18 protein-coding genes are annotated in these 22766 nt (G+C 51.7%); 14 read left to right on the top strand and 4 right to left on the bottom strand.

Annotated elements, in window-relative coordinates; genetic code table 11:
* The first annotated feature begins 19 nt into the window (after positions 1-19).
* The 5 genes from rfbB to BBX50_RS29165 all read left to right on the top strand — a co-directional run bounded on the left by rfbB (position 20) and on the right by BBX50_RS29165 (position 7735).
* Entirely contained in the window at positions 20-1075 is a 1056-nt protein-coding gene (gene rfbB, locus BBX50_RS04630; RefSeq protein ID WP_065774149.1) for a dTDP-glucose 4,6-dehydratase, read from the top strand.
* The gene (gene rfbD, locus BBX50_RS04625) at positions 1072-1956 is read left to right on the top strand and encodes a dTDP-4-dehydrorhamnose reductase (RefSeq protein WP_065774148.1); all 885 of its coding nucleotides are present in this window, start codon (positions 1072-1074) and stop codon (positions 1954-1956) included. Before rfbB ends, rfbD begins: the two co-directional genes overlap by 4 nt.
* A 34-nt stretch (positions 1957-1990) precedes the next feature.
* Entirely contained in the window at positions 1991-2875 is an 885-nt protein-coding gene (gene rfbA / locus BBX50_RS04620; protein ID WP_065774147.1) for a glucose-1-phosphate thymidylyltransferase RfbA, read from the top strand.
* A gap of 221 nt (positions 2876-3096) precedes the next feature.
* Positions 3097-6747: a glycosyltransferase gene (locus BBX50_RS04615; protein WP_065774146.1), complete on the top strand. Its 3651-nt coding sequence runs from the start codon at positions 3097-3099 to the stop codon at positions 6745-6747.
* Positions 6748-6790: 43 nt separating this feature from the next.
* A complete protein-coding gene (locus BBX50_RS29165) occupies positions 6791-7735 on the top strand; it encodes an NAD-dependent epimerase/dehydratase family protein (RefSeq protein WP_083213538.1) in 945 nt (314 codons plus the stop codon).
* Positions 7736-7838: 103 nt separating this feature from the next.
* Here BBX50_RS29165 and BBX50_RS04610 read toward each other — a convergent pair whose 3' ends face one another.
* The 3 genes from BBX50_RS04610 to BBX50_RS04600 form a co-directional block, all read right to left on the bottom strand.
* Positions 7839-8600 carry a hypothetical protein gene (locus BBX50_RS04610; protein ID WP_139108283.1) on the bottom strand — a complete coding sequence of 254 codons (762 nt, stop codon included), beginning with the start codon at positions 8598-8600 and terminating at the stop codon, positions 7839-7841.
* A 548-nt stretch (positions 8601-9148) separates the two neighbouring features.
* Positions 9149-10345 carry a hypothetical protein gene (locus BBX50_RS04605; RefSeq protein ID WP_065774144.1) on the bottom strand — a complete coding sequence of 399 codons (1197 nt, stop codon included), beginning with the start codon at positions 10343-10345 and terminating at the stop codon, positions 9149-9151.
* Position 10346: 1 nt separating this feature from the next.
* Positions 10347-11057: a class I SAM-dependent methyltransferase gene (locus tag BBX50_RS04600; protein WP_065774143.1), complete on the bottom strand. Its 711-nt coding sequence runs from the start codon at positions 11055-11057 to the stop codon at positions 10347-10349.
* Between the two features lie 208 nt (positions 11058-11265).
* Between BBX50_RS04600 and BBX50_RS04595 the strand changes: the two genes are divergently transcribed.
* The 9 genes from BBX50_RS04595 to BBX50_RS04555 all read left to right on the top strand — a co-directional run bounded on the left by BBX50_RS04595 (position 11266) and on the right by BBX50_RS04555 (position 20978).
* Positions 11266-13077 (top strand): glycosyltransferase, encoded by a 1812-nt coding sequence (locus BBX50_RS04595; RefSeq protein WP_065774142.1) that lies wholly within the window; start codon positions 11266-11268, stop codon positions 13075-13077.
* A 22-nt stretch (positions 13078-13099) separates the two neighbouring features.
* Complete coding sequence (locus BBX50_RS04590) at positions 13100-13900, top strand: ABC transporter permease (protein WP_065774141.1); 801 nt, start codon at positions 13100-13102, stop codon at positions 13898-13900.
* Positions 13897-14550: an ABC transporter ATP-binding protein gene (locus tag BBX50_RS04585; protein WP_065774140.1), complete on the top strand. Its 654-nt coding sequence runs from the start codon at positions 13897-13899 to the stop codon at positions 14548-14550. The genes BBX50_RS04590 and BBX50_RS04585 overlap by 4 nt, the downstream gene beginning before the upstream one ends.
* A 13-nt stretch (positions 14551-14563) precedes the next feature.
* A complete protein-coding gene (locus BBX50_RS04580; RefSeq protein WP_065774139.1) occupies positions 14564-15838 on the top strand; it encodes a hypothetical protein in 1275 nt (424 codons plus the stop codon).
* Between the two features lie 11 nt (positions 15839-15849).
* The gene (locus tag BBX50_RS04575; RefSeq protein WP_065774138.1) at positions 15850-16932 is read left to right on the top strand and encodes a hypothetical protein; all 1083 of its coding nucleotides are present in this window, start codon (positions 15850-15852) and stop codon (positions 16930-16932) included.
* Complete coding sequence (locus BBX50_RS04570; protein ID WP_139108284.1) at positions 16929-18218, top strand: hypothetical protein; 1290 nt, start codon at positions 16929-16931, stop codon at positions 18216-18218. The genes BBX50_RS04575 and BBX50_RS04570 overlap by 4 nt, the downstream gene beginning before the upstream one ends.
* A 374-nt stretch (positions 18219-18592) precedes the next feature.
* Entirely contained in the window at positions 18593-19000 is a 408-nt protein-coding gene (locus BBX50_RS04565) for a transposase (RefSeq protein WP_065774136.1), read from the top strand.
* Positions 19000-19344 carry an IS66 family insertion sequence element accessory protein TnpB gene (gene tnpB / locus BBX50_RS04560; RefSeq protein ID WP_348272270.1) on the top strand — a complete coding sequence of 115 codons (345 nt, stop codon included), beginning with the start codon at positions 19000-19002 and terminating at the stop codon, positions 19342-19344. Before BBX50_RS04565 ends, tnpB begins: the two co-directional genes overlap by 1 nt.
* A gap of 68 nt (positions 19345-19412) precedes the next feature.
* Positions 19413-20978: an IS66 family transposase gene (locus BBX50_RS04555; protein ID WP_065774134.1), complete on the top strand. Its 1566-nt coding sequence runs from the start codon at positions 19413-19415 to the stop codon at positions 20976-20978.
* 955 nt (positions 20979-21933) lie between these two features.
* Here BBX50_RS04555 and BBX50_RS04545 read toward each other — a convergent pair.
* Complete coding sequence (locus BBX50_RS04545) at positions 21934-22485, bottom strand: hypothetical protein (RefSeq protein ID WP_065774262.1); 552 nt, start codon at positions 22483-22485, stop codon at positions 21934-21936.
* Positions 22486-22766: the final 281 nt, after the last annotated feature.

The raw sequence follows: 22766 nt of genomic DNA, 5'->3' as shown, positions 1-22766 counted from the left end.
TTTGAAAAAAGGATTGTTCATGCGCATTCTCGTTACCGGCGGTGCTGGATTCATCGGCTCGGCCTTGGTTAGGCACCTGATTGAGAATACCGAACATGATGTGTTGAATTTCGATAAGCTCACCTATGCGGGTACTCTGACATCTCTATTGTCAATCGCGTCGTCGTCCAGATATCAATTCAAGCAAGGCGATATTTGCGATGAGCGCGCTGTGACCGCCGCCATTGAGGATTTCCAGCCACATGTCGTCACACATCTGGCAGCAGAGTCGCATGTAGATCGATCCATAGACGGACCAGGGGCATTCATCCAAACGAACGTAGTGGGCACCTACACGATGCTAGCTGCAACCACTGAATATTGGCGGGGGCTGCCTGCCGATCGTCGAGAAAAGTTCCGTTTTCATCACATTTCAACGGATGAAGTTTTTGGTTCGCTCGGTGACACGGGCTACTTCACCGAAACAACGCCGTATGATCCTCGCTCGCCATATTCGGCATCCAAAGCGGGCTCGGATCATCTTGTCTCCGCTTGGGGGCACACATTCGGTTTGCCGATACTGATCACGAATTGCTCGAACAACTACGGGCCCTACCACTTCCCGGAGAAACTCATTCCTCTGATGATCGTAAAGGCCCTCGCGGGCGAACCACTCCCCGTTTACGGGAGCGGTACGAACGTCCGCGATTGGCTGTATGTGGAGGATCATGTTCGCGCACTTCAATATGTGTTTGAAAAAGGCGTTGCGGGGCAGACTTACAACATCGGCGGCAACTCCGAGCGCCAGAACATCGATGTTGTGAACACAGTGTGCGCGATCTTGGATAAATTGCAGCCGCGCGATGATGGGGAGTCCTACAGTAAACAAATCACCTACGTCGCCGACCGGCCCGGCCACGATCAGCGCTATGCGATCGACGCGGCTAAGATTCGTAACGAGCTCGGCTGGCAGCCGGTTGAGAGCTTCGAGAGTGGAATCGAGAAAACCGTCTCTTGGTATTTGAGGCACCGCGATTGGTGGTCTGCGCTACTCCCGCGGACCCAAGAAGGGAAGCGGCAGGGGTTGGGTGCATGACCACGCAGCGGATTCTAGTCACCGGCGGCACGGGCCAGGTCGGTATCGAGCTACAACGTTGTCGGTGGCCGAACGACGTGGAGATTGTCGCGCCTAAAAGAGATGAACTCGATTTGTCGGACGCAGATGCGGTGGCCCGATATGCTGATTCAGGCGAATTTAGCGTAATAGTGAATCTGGGCGCATATACCGGGGTGGATAGGGCTGAAAATGATGTCCTGCAAGCGTGGAGGGTGAATGCCCTCGCTCCAGCGGCTCTAGCTTTGACTAGTCACAAGCACTCAGTCCCAATTATTCATGTATCGACCGACTACGTTTTCGACGGATCCAAATCGGGGATTTATGTCGAAGAGGACTGCTTGTCCCCCCAAGGCGTCTATGGAGCATCGAAAGCCGGCGGGGAGCATGCAATAAGAACTGGTAACGAGAAGCACATCATTCTGCGGACCGCTTGGGTGTTCAGCGAGCATGGCAACAATTTCGTCAAGACGATGTTGAAGCTTGCGACACAAAGACAAACAATTAAAGTAGTGAGTGATCAACGAGGCTGCCCAACTTGCGCGACAGACCTTGCAACGGGACTTTCTCAAGTCATAAATAAAGTTCTTGAGAAAGATTTCGAAGGCTTTGGAACGTACAATTTTGTTAATTCAGGCGAGGCAACGTGGTTCACCTTCGCCGAAGAAGTATTTCGCCAAGCGCCGACCTATGGCCATCCCTCCGCCCGAGTTGAGCCGATATCAACCGCGGACTATCCTACCGCCGCTCTCCGCCCGGCAAATTCACGGCTTTCGAACGGAAAGTTTTCAAACGCATTCGGAACCGTGCCGCGACCATGGCAGGAAGCGCTCAGCGAAGTTCTGGTCGCTCTGTCGAAATGAATGGTGACGTTTGGATTCATAGAGGAGTCTCACTTTGAAAGGCATTATTCTTGCAGGTGGATCGGGCTCCCGACTTTACCCGGCGACACTCGCGATAAATAAACAGCTCGTCCCTGTCTATGATAAGCCGATGATATATTATCCATTGTCGGTTTTGATGCAAGCCAAGATAGGGGATGTACTTATTATTTCTTCTCCAGAATACATGGAAAGTTATCGACGACTCTTTGGGGATGGTTCACGTTGGGGAATGAGCATTCAGTATGCTATCCAACCTGAACCGAATGGGCTCGCACAGGCTTTTACTATCGGGAAGGACTTTATCGGAGGTGATCGGGTAGCTCTCGTGCTCGGCGATAACATCTTCTTTGGCGCCGGATTGCTAAACCTTTTGAGGCGAGCGAGAAGTCGCGGTGACGGCGCGACAGTGTTTGCGTATGAAGTGGATGATCCTGAGCGCTATGGCGTGGTCGAACTGGATACAGAAGACCGCGCATTGAGCTTAGAAGAGAAGCCAACTCGTCCAAGATCGAAGTTTGCTGTAACCGGTTTATATTTTTATGACAACAAAGTGGTGGAGTATGCTGAAGGGCTAAAACCGTCCCAACGTGGTGAGTATGAGATTACGGATCTGAACAAAATATATCTCGACCGTAACGAGCTCTTTGTGGAGCGAATGTCTCGCGGTTATGCGTGGCTGGACACGGGAACGCATGACAGTTTGCTGGAGGCTGCAGAGTTTGTGCGAACTATACAACATCGGCAGGGCACCAATATAGCATGCATCGAAGAGATCGCCTACCTCAATGGCTTTATCTCCAAAGAGCAGCTCATCGAAAGTGCAAAGCCGTATTTGAAGACCGCTTACGGTCGCTATCTGATGAAGGTGTCCGAAGATCTGGTCCCTGATATGGAATAGCCGCAATCGCAGTTACACTTCACACTCTAACTGCCGTGCAGCGCTTAATCATGTTTATCGCTTAGGCGCGCTGCTCAGCTTTTGCTTGAACCGCGTGCCTTTTTTTAGATTCATCGGCATCGCGTAGAGGGCCCCACTCTCTTATCGCATAAGAGGTGCAGGTCATGAGGACCGCAATACGGTATTCTTCGAGATTTTGGTCACTACGAGGAAGTTCAATTTTGCTTTTTAATAAGAGCTGGTATGCAAGCCAGAAACGCGATAGCGCACGCGCCGCTACGAAAAGTGACTATCTAAAGAATGGCTGGCGGAAAAGGTTGTCGCCACACCCCCTGTTCTCTACGGCGTACTACCTTGATCAGCGGCCCGACGTCGTGTCTTCCGGAATGGAGCCCTTCAAGCACTTCGCAAAGTTCGGTTGGCGGGAGAAAACGAACCCGCATCCGATGGTGGATGTGGAGTACTATTTGTCGCAGAATCCTGATCTTCGGAATCTCGACCCACTCACACACTATGCAAAATTTGGTTGGAAGCGTGGGCTTCAGATCTCTCGCAGTTTCGATACTGCTTGGTACCTGCAACAGAACCCGGATGTAGCGCAGTCCAGAATCGAACCGCTCATGCACTACATCCGGTGGGGACACCAAGAAGGACGGCTGCCAATGCCGCTTTCGGATGAAGAGGCTGCCATCGGAAATGGTGACGGTAAACTTGCATCTGTAAGCGAATTTGACAAGTCTCCGGCAAAAGAGCAGGACCACGGAATGTTATTCAATTTCGGCAAATGGTTTAATGCCAGCGAACCTAAAATAAGACCGGAGAAATTAGGGCACGTCGCAAAGGATTGGCCGGCTGTTGTAGCGCGGAACGTGGAAGTGTTTCGCAGTCACCGAGAGCGGGGACCATTCTCCACCGCAGTATGCGCGCCTGACGAAAGCTTGCTGTTGACTGCTAAGTTGGCGAGCATTGGCAGCGATCCATCGTTTAACCAAGGTTGGATTGAGCAAATTGGACATGCCACCTCTGGTATAGGCGCCAGCTACGTTGAGATATTTGCGTCGCTTGGCTTGAATCCCGAAGTTGAATACGTCAAGCCCACCCCGACGGGAACTCCTATATTAGATAATTATAACGCAATGCGTATCGACGCGTTGAATCGGCTCAGGTTTAATCCGGGGATTGCGTCATCCGAATTCGAAGGACCGACCTTTAGTGTCCTAATGCCTGTTTACAGGACCCCACTTGTATACCTGGAGCGCGCCATCGCGTCAGTTCTGGGGCAGGCCTATGCGAATTGGCAACTGATAATCGTCGACGATTTTTCCGAGAAACCGGAGCTAGCTGCGCTTCTGAGTTATTACGAGGAACTCGACAGACGCATCAAGTGTATTTCTCTGCCGAGTAACAGCGGTATTGCGAGTGCCACAAACGCTGCACTGGATGCGGCAAACGGCGAATACATAGTGCTGTTGGATCACGACGACATGATGACGTCCGACGCCCTTCAGTGCTTTGCGCAAGAAATAATTGATGACGAAACTATAGACCTAATTTATTCTGACGAATGCAAAATTGATGAGCATAATATAGTTGTTGACATATTTTCAAAGCCCGACTGGAGTCCGTTTCTTCTATTTAATTGCATGTACACAGGTCACCTGTCGGCATACAAACGCGAACTGGTAGCGCGATTGGGTGGGTTCGACAGCCGTTTCGATTTTTCTCAAGATTACGATCTTGCCCTAAGAGTCGCTGAACAAAAGCCGAATGTGAAACACATTGAACGAGTGCTCTACGGCTGGCGCATGATTGAAGGCTCGGCGGCAATGGGCGGAAAACCGACTGCTCGAAAGACCAACATTGCAGCACTTCAAGCCGCGATGGATCGTCGCGAATACAACGGAACGGCTGTCGCGTTGCCCATGGCGAACCGCGCCAAACGTTCGTTCCCCGGCGCTGCGAGTCTTGTTTCGATAGTCGTACCATCTGACAATGTAGCCCACATTAGGGATACAATCTCGTCGGTACTCAAGAAGACGACCTACGAAAATTTCGAAATAATAGTGGTCACCAACTCCGAAGTTGTGCAGCTGCTCGAACGAACAATTAAAAACGCTCGCATTCGCTTCGTCAGGTACGATCTTCAATACAATTTTTCGGCGAAATGCAACGCCGGGGCCGAGAGTGCCCGTGGTGAGTACATCGTTTTCTTTAATGATGACGTAAGGGTCATCTCTTCCGATTGGGTTGATAGCCTACTGGAATACTTGACCCTACCTGGAGTGGGGGTTGTCGGTCCGAAACTGCTCTACGAGGACGGGCGAATTCAGCATGCCGGAATGCTAACAGGCGTAAGACGGCTGGTCGGAACAGCGTTTCACACGTTCCCGTCGATGACACCTGCTCATTTCAATTTCGCACAGAGCGTCCGCGAAGTATCTGTTATCTGCGGGGCCTGTTTGGCCATGCCGCTCTCAGTCTTCAACGAGATCGGCGGCTTTGATGAAGTTAATGCGCCCATTGCCCATTCCGATGTAGACCTTTGCTTCCGCGTGCGAGACCGCGGGTATCATTGTATCTACACGCCGCACGCCGAACTAACGCATATCGGCCATCTTTCGATTGGAAAAACCAAGAAAAAGAAAGAATTCAAGAAAGATAAGGCGGATATTTATCTAATGAAGCGATGGGGGAGTTTGTGCGCTCGAGACCCATTTTTTTCGCGATCGATGCGAGACATTCTCTATGTAGATTCGCAAGAGCCGTTTAATTATTTTCCAGCTGAGTCTGAAATTGAGAGTTACAGTAATGATGTACTCATCTTTTCACACGATTTGAGCGGTAGCGGCGCTCCCAAAATTGTCCTGGATATGGCGAAAGTCCTCATTGAATCCGGGAGTTTCGTCCTCGTGATGTCACCAGAAGACGGCCCAATGAGAGAAAGGCTACGTCAGATAGGCGCGCACGTAATGGTCGACCCGCTTGCGCTAACACAAAATGCTAACGTGACCGACCTTGGCAAAAACTTCGATGTCATAATAGCCAATACGGCGGTATGTTGGCCCATAGTTTCACAGTTCGTGAAGTATTCGGCAGTTTATTGGTATTTCCACGAGACAGAACTAGTTCGGCAACTGGCCGAGTCGAGGCCTCAGTTCAGAGATGCACTTTTACACGCCAAGCAGATCTGGTGTGGTTCGGATGCTTCGGGACAGTACATTCGTAATCTCGGAATCCACAACTACACGATTCTTCCGTACGGAGTTGAAGCGCCGCCATCGACCGAGGCTACTATTCGGAATAGTAAGACTTTCGTAATCTCGGTATTGGCCACGATCGAACCGCGAAAGGGACAAGATCTTGCGATTCAGGGTTACTTGGCGCTGCCGACAGATGTGCGCCAGAAATGTAAGCTAAGACTCGCAGGCAGGGTCAACTCAGAGAGGTTTTATCAAGCGTTAGTCGATTTTGCGAAGGGACACGATGATATCGAAATCGAGGAAGCGCTCGACTTCGATACCTATCTGGCCAGGTTGAGGGAGACAGATGTCGTGATTTGCCCGTCTCGTGATGACACATTGCCACTGGTCTCGCTTAATGCATTGGCAGAAGGGAAGACGCTAGTCTGCAGTCGGGAAACCGGAACGTCGAGCTTCATCGTTGAAGGGGTGTCTGGTTTCGTTCTGAAAGCAAATCATCCAGATGTGATTTGCGAAGTGCTTACTAACATCATTCGCAGTCCCGATCGGTTAGCGGACATTGGCCGCGAAGCGGCGCTGGTGTATGAGCAGAATTTCACAGAATTGGAATTCAAAAGGCGCTTGCTTTCGGCGCTAGGTACCGTCGGTGCCCGAGAGGGTCGGGCATATTGAGCCCGATTACCCTCGTTGGACGAATATTGGGTGATTCTAAACAATGAATCTTCGGGGACTGCGTTTTCTCATATTTGGAGGCGGAGGCTTTATTGGCGGGCACGTCGTCGCTCAGTTGTTGCAGTACGGCGCGAAAGTACGAGTCTTTGATCGGTCGCCGCCACAGATTGACCATCCTAATTTGGAATGGACAATAGGATCTGTAGATCGGATTGAATTGCTGCAGCCATTGACAAGAGGCGTCGATTTTGCCGCTTACTTGGTTTCTGGTGGCGTGCCGGCTGACGGCGCGCAGATCGAGTCGCAACTGCGCGAGAACATCTTGTTGCCTCTCGAACTGGCTAGGGCTTGTGACGCAAGTGGTGTGAAGAGATTTGTATTTGCTTCGTCCGGTGGAACTGTTTACGGCATGGATTCGGATGTGCCTATTAGAGAGAACCATCCATGTTGGCCGAAGAATGCTTATGGCATATCTAAACTTGCTTGTGAGCACTATCTGCGCTTACTAGGTAATACGAGTGATATGGCAACAATTTCCCTCCGAATATCAAATCCTTACGGCGAACGCCAAGTAGCGCGGGGCGGGCAGGGATTCATTGCTGCGGCGATGGAACACGTTTTGGCGGGACGTCCGTTGGTGATTTGGGGCGATGGAAGCGCGGTGCGCGACTTCATCTATGTCGGAGATGTGGCAAAGGCAATAATTTCGGCATGCCTCTACCAGGGCACGGAACCCGTAATGAATGTTGGATCCGGGGCTGGCATTTCACTCGTTGGTGTCCTAGACGAAATGAATAGATCGCTTGGCATCAGACCAAAAACTCTATTTGAGCCCCAACGAAAAGTTGATGTTCGGATGAACGTATTAGATACCCGGCTTGCAGCTGAGTTGCTCGGATGGAAGCCAGCCGTTTCACTATCTCAAGGATTGAACATCACATACGCGTGGTGGAAGACCCGCGCGGACCCAAAAGCAGATCCGGTTTAGCATTCTCTACCACGGCTTCAAAGAGGAATTGCCAATCAGGTATGGATGGACCTCTTTGAAGCTCCGTTGTCATCGCTACGCCCGGGCGCAATGATCACGTTGATCAGTTGTGAATCATCCTCTCAAGCATATCAAAGATCCGAGGAACCGACCTTGTTACTAATAGCAAGTCTGTTGCTTTGGCGCTGCTTCTTATAAGTCTGTCATTGAGTTCCATAAAGCCCAAGGTACTGGACTTGATTGACCGCAAGCGTACTCCGTCAACTTCCCAAATCTCGCAATTTCGTCCTAACTCGATAAGCGCGTCAATTGAGCTGGAGTAAGTTTCGATAATCTCGGGGCAATACTGGAACTGAACAACGCAAGGCATCGAACTAATAGTGTTCCGGAGTCCATCAATCACGACGAAATCGGCACCGTCGGCGTCGATTTTGACCACGGCACCAGCCCGGCGATGACTTCGAATTATGTCGTCAAGAATATGAGTAGTTAAGTTCGTCACAGGAGTGGAAAGAGCTTCCCGTGGGGCAGAGTGCTCCTCTCCACTTGAAATTATGGCCCTCGCAGGCGATATCACCTCTGCGAGAGAGTTAATTTCAATCGAGCGTACTAACAGGTCGTAATTCGGTCCGGTTTCGAAGGCAAATAACTGGTTACCGATCCTACATCGCTGCTGAAAAATGGCCTCGGCCATCACGGCCATGCCTATATTGGAACCGATATCATAGTAGTTGAAAGCGATGCCATTACGGGCAAAATGCAACGCTGCCAGGCTGAGTAAACCTAAGCCTTTCGCTTGATACCAGACGTCCTCCGGCTCGATCTCACCCGTCTGCCAAGATGCTTCAAACGATGCATCAGTCACGAGCCGCGCTCTTGGATCCTGCATTGCGTGAGTGAAAGCGCTATCGCGAGTATTGTAGCAAAGATACATACCTGCGATCGCGACTACTGCTGTGTCACTTTCGTTTAAAGTCACAATCCCCCCCTTGCGGAACATTTGTCCACCTGCGACTAAACACATTCGGAGGACAACTCAAACAGACCATGGAGATCATCCACATCTGAGAGGGGCTAGCCGGAGACGCGACCAACCGGTGAGTTTGTTGTGGTCCAGGTCTCAAACCGGCAATAGATTCGAACGGGGTCGTATGCTCGAAGATCCGCGAGGGTGAATTTTTCGCAGGTCTTTACGCCGGATCGCGAATTCGCCCAATGACAACAGTAAGTCCAAACGCCAGATCCGTGAACTGCCATCCCAGCCTTTTAGGAAACATCGAGCAGCATGACCGGGGTCCCCGCACGCATTTTACACTCGTTAGTGGGTATGTCTGCCGATAGAGATGCCGACTGCTTGCAAGGTCAGGAATTTCAGATTATTCCCCGTGCTGATCGTTTTAGCCTGCGGCAGCATCAATAAAACGTTGCTCTTCTTCCCTCACGCCTACCGAAGCGAATGAAATGGAGCACAGGATCCATTCCAGAATTCTCTATGTCAGTATTGTTCTTCAGATAGAGCTCGCTGTTAAAGCCGGCTCCGCGAAGCCTCCGACATTCGATGCGTACGGCAAGATGCGATGCTATTGGCCAACCACCGTCAATCAAAAACCTCATCAAAGTGCTTGGTGGCGCGATCAAATCCTCGAACCGAAGCTGCAATCCCTCCGCCACTTGAGTTACTCGGCTTAATTGTTCCAGCAAAAGCCCTTCTTTAACAGTGCTTTCGATATAATTCTTCATCACGCGGTCACTATGCGCTTTGCTTACTTCGACCTGTCTATGAGCCATATCGAGCGCATTAGTTAGCTGATCGTTGGCTTGGGCGAGGACCTCTTTCTGGATAACGACTTCCGCCAGTTTATTATGCAACTCTTCGCATTTAGCACCGAGATCCGAGATCTTGTCTTCTGCAACAAAGGTTTCATTTAGTAAATGATCACGGCCGACGGAAAGTCTGTCACATTCCCGCGATAAGGTCTTATTCTTGCGCTCGAGTGTCGCGTTATCTGCGAGCAATGAAGTTATTGGACTGTCAGGCTTGGTCAATACCGGGATATAATTGTATAATACAATTTTGTACTCGCCCTTTTCCTTTGATTTCCTCTCCCGCCAGTCATCGCCGTAGAGAAACTGGCAGCATTTATCAGGTTTTGCAGGTAGAAGAATGTCTACGCCAAAAAATACGCTTGTCACCAACGGGAATAATATACTTTTATCGACGCGAAGATGCTCTTTCTCTGTGTGAGGATTGCCAAGGAAGTTCCATCTATCAAGGATAAATTGCCACTCAACGTTGTCTTCGTACAAGTAAAAATCTACGTAAGTACTTGCGCCGCGGATTTCTCTTTGAGCTTGCAAGAAGTATGGCGTGTGATTCGGATAGGTGCCTTCGTCAAGCGTAAATCCGAGGTTGCGCATCAACCTTATAATCGTAGCGCGATGCACCATATTAACATAAAAATCGACATCATCATCATGGATCAATATGTCGCCTTCTCGCGTCAAGCCGAGAAGGGTACCGAAGAAGGGAAACGCACCCAAGCCCTTTATGGCTGCATAGACCTGCAGTAAATTCTCTCGATTAGATTCCTGGCTAACTGTCGCGAGCATCTCAAACCCGTCCGGAGAACACCATGCGCGCGATCATTGGATCTTCGTCGCCATAAGGCGCCAGGCCCCTGCCTACCCGCAAGTGCAGCGAATTCATTCCCCGCATGAGACATTTGTTCATTAAAATTGTTGGCGAGATAAATCTGCGGAAATGCTCTTTCTCAACTTTACGTAGCTCCGCGTCCGCAAGAGTACGAAACTCAATACAGAGCAACGCCCCTCTATCTAGAAAATTCATTGCGGAATCAAGGAAGCAGTCCTCAACTTCCTCGACGACAGCATGAAGGAAGAACCTCGAATATATAACTGATTGGCTGACCCGAAAATCCAAGCCGAGGTCAAGAGTGTTGAAATAATCTTTGGATACGACCGCCTCGTCGAACGTGCACGAGCCATTCATTTGAGCCGCCCTGGACTTGCAGACTCTAATTGCAGACTCGCTTGCATCTATACCTACAACAGTCTTGCCCTCTGTGGCAAAAAAGATAGAATCTCTCCCATCTCCACATCCGATATCCAAAATGCATGTCCGTTCCGGGTACGTATTTATCACGAATTTTGCGAACAAACTGGGGGCGGTCTTTGGAGAGGCGTGCTTGTAGTACTCCTCCCAATAGTTGCCGATTTCTGCTGAAGCTTCCAATTTCGAACCTACCTGTAACCAAGATGTCGCTTTGTGCGCCATGTATCGGATATTATCGATTGCCGCCATCAGAAATTGGTAGGAGCGCCTGTTCGTTCAGAAAAATCCAACATCGAGTTTGAGGGTGGGAGGGCCAGATTCCTCCCCTCCCACCTCACTGCAGTCAAGAGATTCGCCGGGTCGGTTCGAACGCCATGCGCTTCGGAGTCGGTGCCCGGCTTTCAGGAGGGGCTGCTTTCTGGACTTGCAGTCGGTAGAAAAAAATGGAAGGTCATCCATGTTGATTGGACAACCGTTCGGCGCCGTTGAAGCACAGCAATTCAGTATGTACGCGATGAAATTACTAAGGAGACTATACTCACTGCACCTCAAAATGGTTGGTGCATTCCAATATACGCACTGGGTCCGTAAGCACGAAAAGGAAATTATACGGTACGAAGGTTCGGCTGATACCAAGGTATCGATTTTAATACCGGTCTACAATACTGATCCAAATTTTCTTCGCGACTGCATAAAAAGCGTTCTTAATCAGTCCTACACTAATGTCGAAGTGTGTATAGCAAACGACTGTTCGACGAAGAAGTCTACTTTGGAAATATTGGATTGGGCCAGCGATGACTGTAGAGTTAAAATCGCGCACCGTGAAGTTAATGGCCACATATCTGCTGCAACCAATTCGGCGCTTGAACTTGCGACGGGCGAGTGGATTGCCATGTTGGATCACGATGATTTGCTACATAGACATGCGATCAGCGAGATTGTTGCCGCAATACAAGAACATCCAAAGGCTGAGCTGATCTATAGCGACGAGGACAAGATAACGGCTGCCGGAAAGCGTTTTTCGCCATTCTTCAAGCCGGACTTCTCCTTCGATCTTCTCCGATCACAGAACTATCTAAACCACCTTACGGTCTACCGCGCGAGCACGATAAGGGCACTGTCGGGCTGGCGAACTGGATTTGAGGGCAGCCAAGATTATGATCTAAATCTTAGGCTCGTCGAATGCCTCGGATCTGATCAGATCGTTCATATACCTAAGGTACTCTATCATTGGCGTGCCGTTGCGGGCTCTGTCGCGCGGGCCGGAGATCAAAAGCCTTATGCGTTGCTGTCGGCGAAAAGAGCGCTGTCTGAGCATAGCATTAGAATGGGCCTCGACGCGATTGTGGAGCGAGTAACGAAGACACAGTTTTTCAGATTGAGCCCTGCACTCCCTGCAACAGCTTCGGTCAGTGTCATTTTGTCGCTGCGGCCAACAGCCCAGGATATTTCAGAGAAGGTGCAGCGTTTCCTCAGTTCGCTGGATGGTCCGGTGATCGAGTTGATTGTCCTTCACGAACCGACCGCCATTGGAAGTATTTCAACTCTACTAAGCCACTTGGATCACTGTGCAGCTTTGTCGATATCGTGTATTCCGGTCACAGACAACTGGCCAGCCGCAGTTAATACAGCTGCCAACAGAGCGAAAGGGACAATCCTCTGCTTCGTATCCGGTACGGTGCAGTCGGCTAAGAAGTCGTGGATTGGACAATTGGCGGCGATGGCCCTACAAAGTGGCGTGGGATGTGTCGGTGCCAAGTTGATCGAAAGCGACTTTACCGTGCACAGCGCGGGAATTGTTGTTGGAGTAGGGGGCTCAGCTGCCTTCGCTCACGCGAATTTTCCAGCCGATAGTTCGGGCTACTTTTCGCGACTGAATGTGAGGCATAACGTCTCTGCGGTGAGTTCGCGTTGTATGGTGACGCCGCGAGAGGCGTTCGTCCAGAGCGGTGCATTCAACGAAGAGTTGGAGATGGGCATTCTTAACGACATCGATCTCTCGCTGAGGATGCGGATCGCGGGGAGGCGGCACATCATCTGCCCTGACGTTGTACTCTTAAACTCAGATGATACGTCTCCACGGAGGTTCGATGTCGCCCACGAAAATGACGTATTTCCACGCGATTACGATCGCTTGAGGCGGGCATGGAGCAAAGCTATTTTACGGGACCCCTACTACTCCGTAAATCACAACTCGTCCGTGGCCGACTTTCGGCTGGGGTGTGGGACTTCTAGGTCGCCTGACATTGTACAAAAGTCGTCAAACTGAGCCTCATGGCGATCTCGAGCGCATGGACGATACTCAGAGCCGTATTTCTGTAGCTAATTTGGTGCTCGCCAGATTGGGTGTGATCTACGCGCTTATGTTGCGTGATATGCGTACCCGATTTGGACGGTCTCATGTGAGCTACTTGATTGCAATTGCATGGCCATTCACGCACTTGATCGTTCTTGTTTCAATCATGGCGTTCGTGAATCGTTTAGCTCCAATTGGTGGCGATCCGGTCGTGTTTGTTACAAGTGGCGCTCTTGCATACATTCTTTGCCTTTATCCGGCCCGGGCAATGGGGATGGCGCTCGACATGAATCGCGCGCTGTTTCTATTTCCAGTCGTGCGACCATTTGACGTTATCGTAGCTAGAGCAATAATAGAATTTATCACCTCATTCATAGTGATAATTCTTAGTTTTCTGACGTCTCTGTTTGCTGGCGTTGATCTTATTCCCCTTGATGAGTTTATATTTGCTTCAGGTGTGATCTCAATTATTTTTTTCTCACTTTCACTTGGAATACTAAATGTTGTTCTGTCATCGATATTTCGAATGTGGAACATTACCTTTATGTTTATTATGCTTATACTGTATGCGACTTCTGGAATATTTGTTCTTCCATCAAGCCTACCGCCTGGGGTGAGGGACATGATGTGGTATAATCCCTTGTTGCACGCGATCGAATGGATGCGATCAGCATACTATGATGGCTACGGCGACGATATGCTTTCGAAGGGTTACTTCCTAGCCATAGGGACGGGTTGCCTTTTGTTCGGGCTTTTAGGCGAAAGATATTTGCGGGGAAAGCTACTAACAGGATGATCAGGCTGCACAACGTATTTAAGTTTTTTCGCACAAAAGGTGGTGCAAAAATCATTCTTGACCATGTGTCGATGGATTTCCGGGCTGGGATTTCATATGGAATTCTGGGAATCAATGGGGCTGGAAAATCTACAACGATGCGGATGTTGGCCGGAACCGACTTGCCGAATGCAGGAGCGATAACCCGTTCAGCCAGGGTGTCTTGGCCCCTTGGGTTTTCAGGTGGTCTTCATCCAGCAATGACCGGTCGCGAGAATGTACAGTTTGTCGCGCGAATTTATGGACAAAATCCGGCGCGCGCCATCGAGTTTGTTGAGGATTTCGCGGAGATCGGTTCTTACATGGACGAGCCGTACTTTAAATACTCGTCCGGGATGGCTCAGAGATTAGCGTTCGGACTGTCAATGGCCATTGACTTCGAATGCTACCTCATTGACGAGGTCACTGCTGTGGGAGATTCACGATTTCAGCAGCGATGCCACGATGAGTTCGCGAAGCGGCGCGACCACGCAGATGTGATTATGATCTCGCATTCGATGGAAACAATTCGGACCTATTGCAGCCGTGCGGTTGTCCTAGCTCACGGTGTCATGCACGAGTTCTCTGATGTCGATGACGCCGTAGAGTTATACAACAAACTGAATCAATAGAAAGTCTGCAATAATGGCGCCGATCGCTGCAAAAAACAAGAACGCTGGCGAGTTGAAGCGCTTGACCGCGAGAGAGCGATCAGAAGCAATATCTATCGAATTGCGTCGCGTCGCGCGCAAGGCTCGAGTTCCGAGACCTGTCAGCAGTGGCGGTGGCGGGTTCAGAGCGCGACGCAGCGACAAGATCTTTCGCTGGTATTTGATTGGCAGCTTCTCGCTTCTCTTTGTTATACCGGCGGTGCTATCCATTTTATACTACTCCTTCATAGCCGCGGACCAATACGTCTCGGAAGCACGGTTCGCGGTGAAATCGGCTGACCGCGGTGCCGTTGACGCCCTTGCTGGTCTAACCACCCTTTTCGGTGGTCAGTCTGGTGATGCGGCAATCATTGCGGAGTACATTCAAAGCCGCGCCGTAATTGACGAGCTTAGCTCGAAGTTCGATCTGAGGCGTATTTTTAGCCCTGGTACATATGACTATTTCGCAGAGCTTAAAGCCGGCGCAACCATGGAGGATCTTCTAGAGTATTGGGAGCGACAAGTCAGCGTGACGATAGACCGATCCAGCGGTTTGATGACGTTGCGCGTCAAGGCGTTTTCTGCGGATGAAAGCTTGAAATTGGCGGCAGAAATCATAGTACGTTCGGAGCAGATGGTTAACAAGCTAACTGGCCGGAACCAAATCAACGCACTCGCCGAGGCGAGTGCTGAGCTAGAGCGATCGAAGTCCACGTTGGTCGGGGCAGTTGTGGCTATGCGCGATGCACGTAACGCGGCAGGAATCATTGATGCCGACACAAGCGCAAAAGCCCAATCGGAGATTCTTACAGCGCTTAGCCTTGAAGAGGCTAAGGTCAATGTGCAGATAGCCACTCTGACTAAGGGATCTGCTGAAGCCGGTCCGCAACTTACCGCCCTGAGGGCCAGGTCAGCGTCACTTCGGGAAGAGATCGACCGGTACCAAAAAAGACTTGCCAGTGAAGAATTCTCGCAGGGTAGTGGCGCAGAAGAGTCGCTAGCCGATCGCACAGCAGTTTTAGCTCAGACTGCGTTGGAACTTAAGATTGCGCAGTCGGATTACGCGCGCACTTCAACCGCATATGAGCTTGCACGCATGAATAATGAGAGACAAAAGTCCTATCTTCTTACGTATGTCCAGCCGAGGAGGGCGGAGGAGGCGCTCTATCCAAAGCGTCTTTTGATGTCGGTCTCAATCTGTGTAGTGGCATTTATAGCGTGGGCGATTGCGGCTGGCGTTGCCCTCTTGGTGCGCGATCACACGGCGTGAGTGGGTAGAGTATGTATTTTCACATAGATCAGGACACTGGTGCATACATCAGCGGCTGGGTGATATGCGACAACCCTGGGGATACACCTGAGATTTTAGTGAGGGCCTCCGGGCGAAAAGAGCTCGCTCTGACCGCAAACGTCTTTAGACCTGACCTTCGCGATTTGGGGATGCATAGCACGGGCCAAGCTGGGTTTGTTGTCGATGAAAGGCATGTACCCGATCTGCATCAGCTCAACGACATCACTCTGATTGAATCAGAGACAGGCATAACCATATATAAGCGGTTTAACGCTAGTGATCATATCGAGCGAAAGCTTTTACTCGTTGACTCCAGCGCGTTCCCGCAAATTGCGTTGGTTAGGCAACTCATGTCGTTTTTCACGCAATCGTATCCGGTCTTAGAAAGGCTGTCCCTCGAAACGATCACTGGGCTTCTTTCTTTAACAAACATCAAGTCAGCATTCCTTACGGGCTCGATGAATTGGATTCGGCATGGTGAAATCGCTAGAGATAATGGTTTTGTGACCGCGGCCCTGCTCAGGGAGCCGTTTGCAGAGCTGGCAGAAAAGCTGATATTTTTAACGCACGCGACGAGGCAGTCAGAGAATGTGCGTGCCAGCCCGACGATTGCGAGGTTTGCTGACCTGTTACCGTATCTTGAGGATCTGGATTTTCGCAACTCAAGATCAATACTCTCCGCATTACGCAGAATCCCGAATGAGGGGCGGAAGAAGTTACAATCGCCAATGACAATGTTGTTCGGAACTGCCCCGGATGAACGTGTTCAACGTCGCAATGTCAGTGTCGCACTTGACAACTTAGCCAAGTTTAACGTTGTCGGTTTGCGGAACCACTTTGACTTGTTTTGCGGCATGTTGAACGAGTATGTCGAAGCTCCAATCGCGTCGGGACTTGAGCTAAGTGGGTTTGCAGAAGTTGAAGAACTCGCTGAGAGACTGAGGAACATCGGAATCGCTTCGGATTTGCTTGACGAGGATATCGCGCTCTACTCATATGCTGTAGAGGCTATCGAGGAAAGTTTGCAAAAAACGGACGACCCAGGGCAAGTGAGTAGCGACACATCTAAATGACGTTACAAAGACCGAGCGACGAACCTAACAGTGTTCCTGCAACTGAAAGCCAAGCAAAAACGAGCATCGCGCGACGAAAAGAGTATTTCCGTTCGTTGAAAACTCTTACTCCAATTGTAAGAGGCTCGTTCCGATTTATCAAGTCCAGCGCAATTGAGAAACGATCGCGCGCGAATCAGCTTTTGATCAAAAGTTTCCTTTTGACGGTCGTGCTCCCAACGCTGTTAACTCTAGTATACTATACTCTGGTTGCCTCTGATATTTATGTGGCCGAAGCAAAACTAAGTGTGCGTGAGGCATACGAGCCAAGCTATCAAGATTCGCTTGATAGCAGCAACTCCGTTACATCCATAATCGGGAAGATTGGAATCGGGGGGGGAGCCGCAACGTCTCAAGACTCAATGATCATCTTAGATTATTTGAAGAGTCGATCCGTGATCGTTGATATTGGCGGCAAGCCTAAACTAAGGCAGGTGTTTGGTAAGGCTAGCATTGACTGGTTCTCCCGACTGGATGCAGACGACGACCTAGAGTCCATCTGGGCGTACTGGAAAAAGCACGTAGTCACCTATGTGGACTCAACTTCCAATATTTTGACACTAAAGGTTCGGGGATACACACCCGACGACGCTTTTTGGTTGGCTCGGGAACTGACTAGACAGAGCGAGGTTCTAGTCAACACCATATCTAGGCGGAACAGGGAGGATGCGCTTGATACCGCAGCAGGAGAAGTCAACCGTGCAATGGCGGAGTTGGCGACGGCTAGGGCAGACATTCTAAGTTTTCAAAGACGGACCAAGACGATTGATCCTCAAGACACAGCGAAGCAAATTCTTTCCCTAGTTGCCGAACTTACAGTTAAAAAAATAGAACTGGAAGGAGAGTTGAAAGCTCTTCAGTTGTCAGGCGCGGCGAATAAGCCGGGAGAAAAATATCGAAGAATTAATTTGGACGCAATCAATAAGCAATTGGATGATCTGCAAAAGTCTCTGACGAGCAATGATTCGAGCGCGCTGTCCGATCACCTGAAAGACTACGAGCTATTAAAGTTGAAGGAGAAATTTGCGGAGCAACTGTATACAGTGGCGAGAAACAGCATGGAAGAGGCTAGGCGAAAATTGACGAACCAGCAGCTTTATGTTGTTGTAATTGTGCCCCCGCTGATCCCAGACTCTTCAGTATATCCGAAACCACTCGAACAAGCTGCGGTTACGTTTCTCGCGTTGTTAGTTTTCTGGGCGATAGCCAGCCTATTAGTTGCTACAGTTAGAGACAGTGCCGTGTGAATTCTAGTTGGTGATTTGCTATGCTTCGACGATGAATATGTGTTCGAAGGCGCTGGTGATAGTTCAGGTTTGTTTCATCTGTGCAAAGCTCGGGCTGCCGTGGCTGACAGCGCAGAAACCTGATCTCTGCCGGTTTTTAAGAACTGTTTACTGTAAGAGGTGTTCTTAGGCCACGGCTGTCCGGTTGGAGGCTGGAGCATAGACCAGGCATCAGCTCGCTGACTTGGCTGTTGGCATGGCCGTTGACGATCTTGGTGAGAGCATGGCTGAGACTATTGTGTAAGCGTCCGGTGAAGCAGCCTTTGAGAATTTGCCCAGGGCGCTGAAGTTACGTCGCTAATTCCGTAGGTAGCGACGTAGCCAAGGGTGAACTTATGGGGCGAGTTGAGATTCTGACGGGCGTCGAGCGCCGCCGTATCTGGACGCACGAGGACAAGCGTCGGATTCTTGACGAGGTGGAGACGAGCGGCTCTGGCATCGCCGAGATTGCCCGCCGGCACGACATCCTCCCGCAGCAAACTTACACCTGGCGCAAGAAGCTTAGCCAGGATAACAGGCCGCCGGGTGGATCAGGCGTGACGCTGTTGCCGGTGGCGCTGATCGGGTCGGATGCGGATGGCGAAACGGATCGAGCCGCGGCAGCAGAATGGCTCGCACCAAAACGATCGGCGAAACCGTCGCGCATCGAGATCGGCTGCAAAGGTGGCCGCATCCTGAAGGTCGATGCCTCGATTGCGCCGGAAACGCTGAAGGCCCTGATCCGGTCGGTGGAAGAAGCATGATGGGACCGGGTGGGAATGCGCGCGTCTATCTCGCTCGCGGGGTGACCGACATGCGCAAGGGGATCGACGGACTGACGGCACTTGTGCAGACGGCGCCGCGGCAAAAGCCGGCGTCCGGATCGGTGTTCGTCTTTCGCGGGCGTCGCGGAAACCGGATCAAGCTTCTGTTCTGGGATGGCCAGGGCTTCTGCCTCTATTACAAGGTCCTGGAGAAAGGCCGCTTCCCGTGGCCCTCGGTTGCCGATGGCACGGCCCGGTTAACGGCGGCGCAACTGGCGATGCTTTGGGAAGGAATCGACTGGCGGCGGCCGTCCTGGATGTCTGCACCGACGCGTGTCGCATAGGATAAAAATCCAATCTTTCCATTGTGATAGCTGGTGAGCTGAGGTCAAATCAGCTATACGTTCCGTCCATGGGACAGCGCCTTGCCGGCTTGCCGGATGACGTCGAAAGCCTGCGCGCGATCATCGCCGCACAGGCCGAGGAGCTGGCGAGTCAAAGCCAGAAGCTTCGCTCGCGCGACACTTTAATCGAGAAGCTAAAGGCCCAGCTTGCAGTTCTGCGACGGGCCCGCTTCGGTGCCTCGTCGGAGAAGATCGAACGTTCGATCGAGCAGCTTGAGCTGGCGCTGGAAGACATTGAAGCCGCGGACGCGGAGATCGAGAGCTCGGTCCGTTCTACCTCAGGCGGCCGAGAGAAGGCGAAACCGAGCCGCCAGCCATTGTCAGATCATCTGCCGCGACAGGAGATCGTGCACCAGGCGGCTTGCGCCTGCCCTGTCTGCGGCGGTTCCGACTTCATCCGCAACGGCGAGGCCGTCACCGAGGTGCTCGACTATGTGCCGGCCTCCTTCCGGGTCGTGCGCCATGTTCAACCGCGTTTGACCTGCAGGGGCTGTGACACCGACATCAAAGCGACGATGCCGTCGCTGCCGATCGAACGCGGCAAGCCGGGAGCTGGTCTTGTCGCGCATGTGCTCACCGCCAAATATTGCGATCATCTTCCGCTCTATCGCCAATCAGAGATTTATGCGCGGGAAGGCGTCGATCTTTCCCGTTCGACTATGGCGGATTGGGTCGACAAGGCCAGTGCGCTGCTCGAGCCGCTCGTCGCGAAACTACGCACGCACGTCTTCGCCGGGAGCCGCCTGCATGGCGACGATACTCCGGTTCCGGTGCTGGAGCCCGGCAAGGGCAAGACGAAGATCGGACGGCTGTGGACCTACGTTCGCGATGGTCGCGCTTGGGGCGACGAGATGCCGCCCGCCGTCTTCTACTTCTACAGTCCCGATCGCAAGGGTGAGCACCCGAAGGCCCATCTCGCAAACTTCTCCGGCACTTTGCATGCCGATGGTTATGCCGGGTTCCGCGACCTCTACGAAGCAACCGAGCCCGATAAACCCGCCGCCGTCCAGGAGGCGGCCTGTTGGGCGCATGTCCGCCGCAAGTTCTTCGACCTGACCACCAACTCCGGAACCCATCCGATCGCCGAGGAAACGCTCGTGCGGATCGGCGACCTCTACGACATCGAGAATGCGATCCGCGGAGCACCGCCAGACAGGCGCAAGACTGTCCGCCAGAGCCAGGCTAAGCCGAAGATCGAGGCGCTCCGTCGGTCGTGGGACAAGATGCTTTCGGAACTGCCGCGTTCAAGCAGCACGGCGGAGGCGATCCGCTATGCGGTTACCCGCTGGGCGTCGCTCTGCCGCTTCCTCGACGACGGCACCATCGAGATCGACAACAACGCCGCCGAGCGGGCGATCCGGCCGATCGCGCTCGGCCGGAAGAATTGGTTGTTCGCCGGATCGGACAAGGGCGGCGAGCGTGCCGCGGCGATCCTGTCGCTCATCCAATCCGCAAAGCTCAACGGTCTTGATCCCGAAGCCTATCTTCGCGACGTCCTCACCCGCATCGCCGACCATCCGATCAACAGGATCGGAGAACTGCTCCCGTGGAGCATGCGGCATCAAGATCGATAGTATCTGTCGCGCCGGCAATAGATCACTCGCTGCGCGACGGGCGGCCCTTCAATATCAGGACCAAGAAGGCGGCAACACCCAGGGCGGTAACGAAGGTAGCCCCCAAGCCAACAATGAGCGTCATGATGTAGAATTCGAAAGGTTCTTCTTTCGCGGTTGCAATGACCGCCCGCGATTGCGGACTTCGCCGGCAATGATCGCCTCAATAACCTTGTACAGGACTCTGGGACCAGACGCCGCTAGACCGATTGCAGCAATGATTTTATTGAGGCGGGGAAACGGCCCCACGGAGAGATGATACGCGAGAATACGGACATAATCCTGCAGAAAGGCCACCATACCCTTTCCGAATCTTGACAGCATCCCTCGAGATGGTGAGCGATCGCCACCTCGGAGCGCTTCGACCTCTCGGAGTTTATCCAGTAGCCGTTTCGTTGTTCTGGGCATTCGTCGATGTTGGCTGTTTTGACGCGATCAAACTCCAAGTTACGCACGAGCCGTTTCGGTAACGTAAAGGCGGGCCGTCAGCGCGAAGCTACCTCACCGGACGCTTACACTATTGTACTGTCTTGGTTGGAAGCTACCGGCGACGTTGGACGGTCGTTGTTCAGCCCACAGCTCTGAGTTCGGTGGGCATCCAAATATCCAGTTGCAGCCTCAGTTCGCTGGCGTCGTAGCTTCCGCAGAATCGGTGCAGAGCGCCGACACGCGCAAAAGCGTCGTGCAAATAAGACCCTTTCGGGGGAGCGAGCTGCTTGTTATAGCCCGATATCTCAAACATGTGATGCCAAAGGTGTAAGCGCTGTCATGCTCGCACCTTGACTAGGCTACGATGCCTTATGCCGTTTCGGATAGTGTCGCCATGTTTGCGAAAGCAGCTCGCGCCAAAAGCCGCCTTGCCCCGCTCCTGAGAATTTGACCGAAGCACGTACCAGCATCAGGCACTCTGGCCGTCTTAGGCGGCCTTAAATGTACGGATTTGCATTTCGTCCCAACGCGTCATCACCTTTTCGTTGAAACGGTCCCTGTTGTAAGTCACGCGGGAAAATGCGTCGACTTCAAAAATATCGTCCCTGGCAGCAACTGCATCTAAAAATCGAGGAAATACAAAGGTGAGATGATCATCATAAACCACATGCTGATCGAGAGTGAACATCGCGTAGCAGTAGTTATCGAAGGTCTCAAAGTCCGAAAAATCGGTCGCTTGACACGTTTTTAACGTCATGACCGGCGTGTAGAATGGGGTGGCAACTATCCGGCGCCGTGCATCGTCCCGATGTGCTGCCAAGTGAGGTGGCTCAATGGGGGCTATCGCTCCGACTTCCTTGAGGATGCTGGCGCCCCATTCCCACTTACTCGTGAATCCGTGATCAAAAACCCCGAGTGGTGTCGTCTTGTCGTCCGCAAGCCAGCTTAGATATGACCGATCCACTTCTATCATTCCGTAGACGTCGTACAGGAATTCGTAGATCAAGGCAGCGACTGGAGCGTTTCTGAAACTGGCCATGAGTTGAATATATTGGCTACACTGCCCAGCGCAATTATGTCGAGCATTGATGAGCCATCGAGAGTTAACGCTCTCTTTCACGAAGATTATGACCGGGCGGTGGATGGCAGTTGGCTTACTTGCGTTGTAAGGCAGTCGCCCGTACCACATCAGGCAAACAGAGGCCTAGGACCAATCGACATTCAGGATTCCCAAATCGCTTAATCGCTGATTCATAAGATACCGTGTTAGGCACGGAGGTCGATGGTGGCGGTTAGGCGGTATGAACTGAGCGACGCTCA

The organism is Ensifer sp. LC11, from assembly GCF_001695835.1.
Classification (GTDB): domain Bacteria; phylum Pseudomonadota; class Alphaproteobacteria; order Rhizobiales; family Rhizobiaceae; genus Ensifer.
The sequence above is the reverse complement of the archived record's forward strand: the minus strand, read 5'-3'. Positions and strand labels throughout refer to the sequence as shown.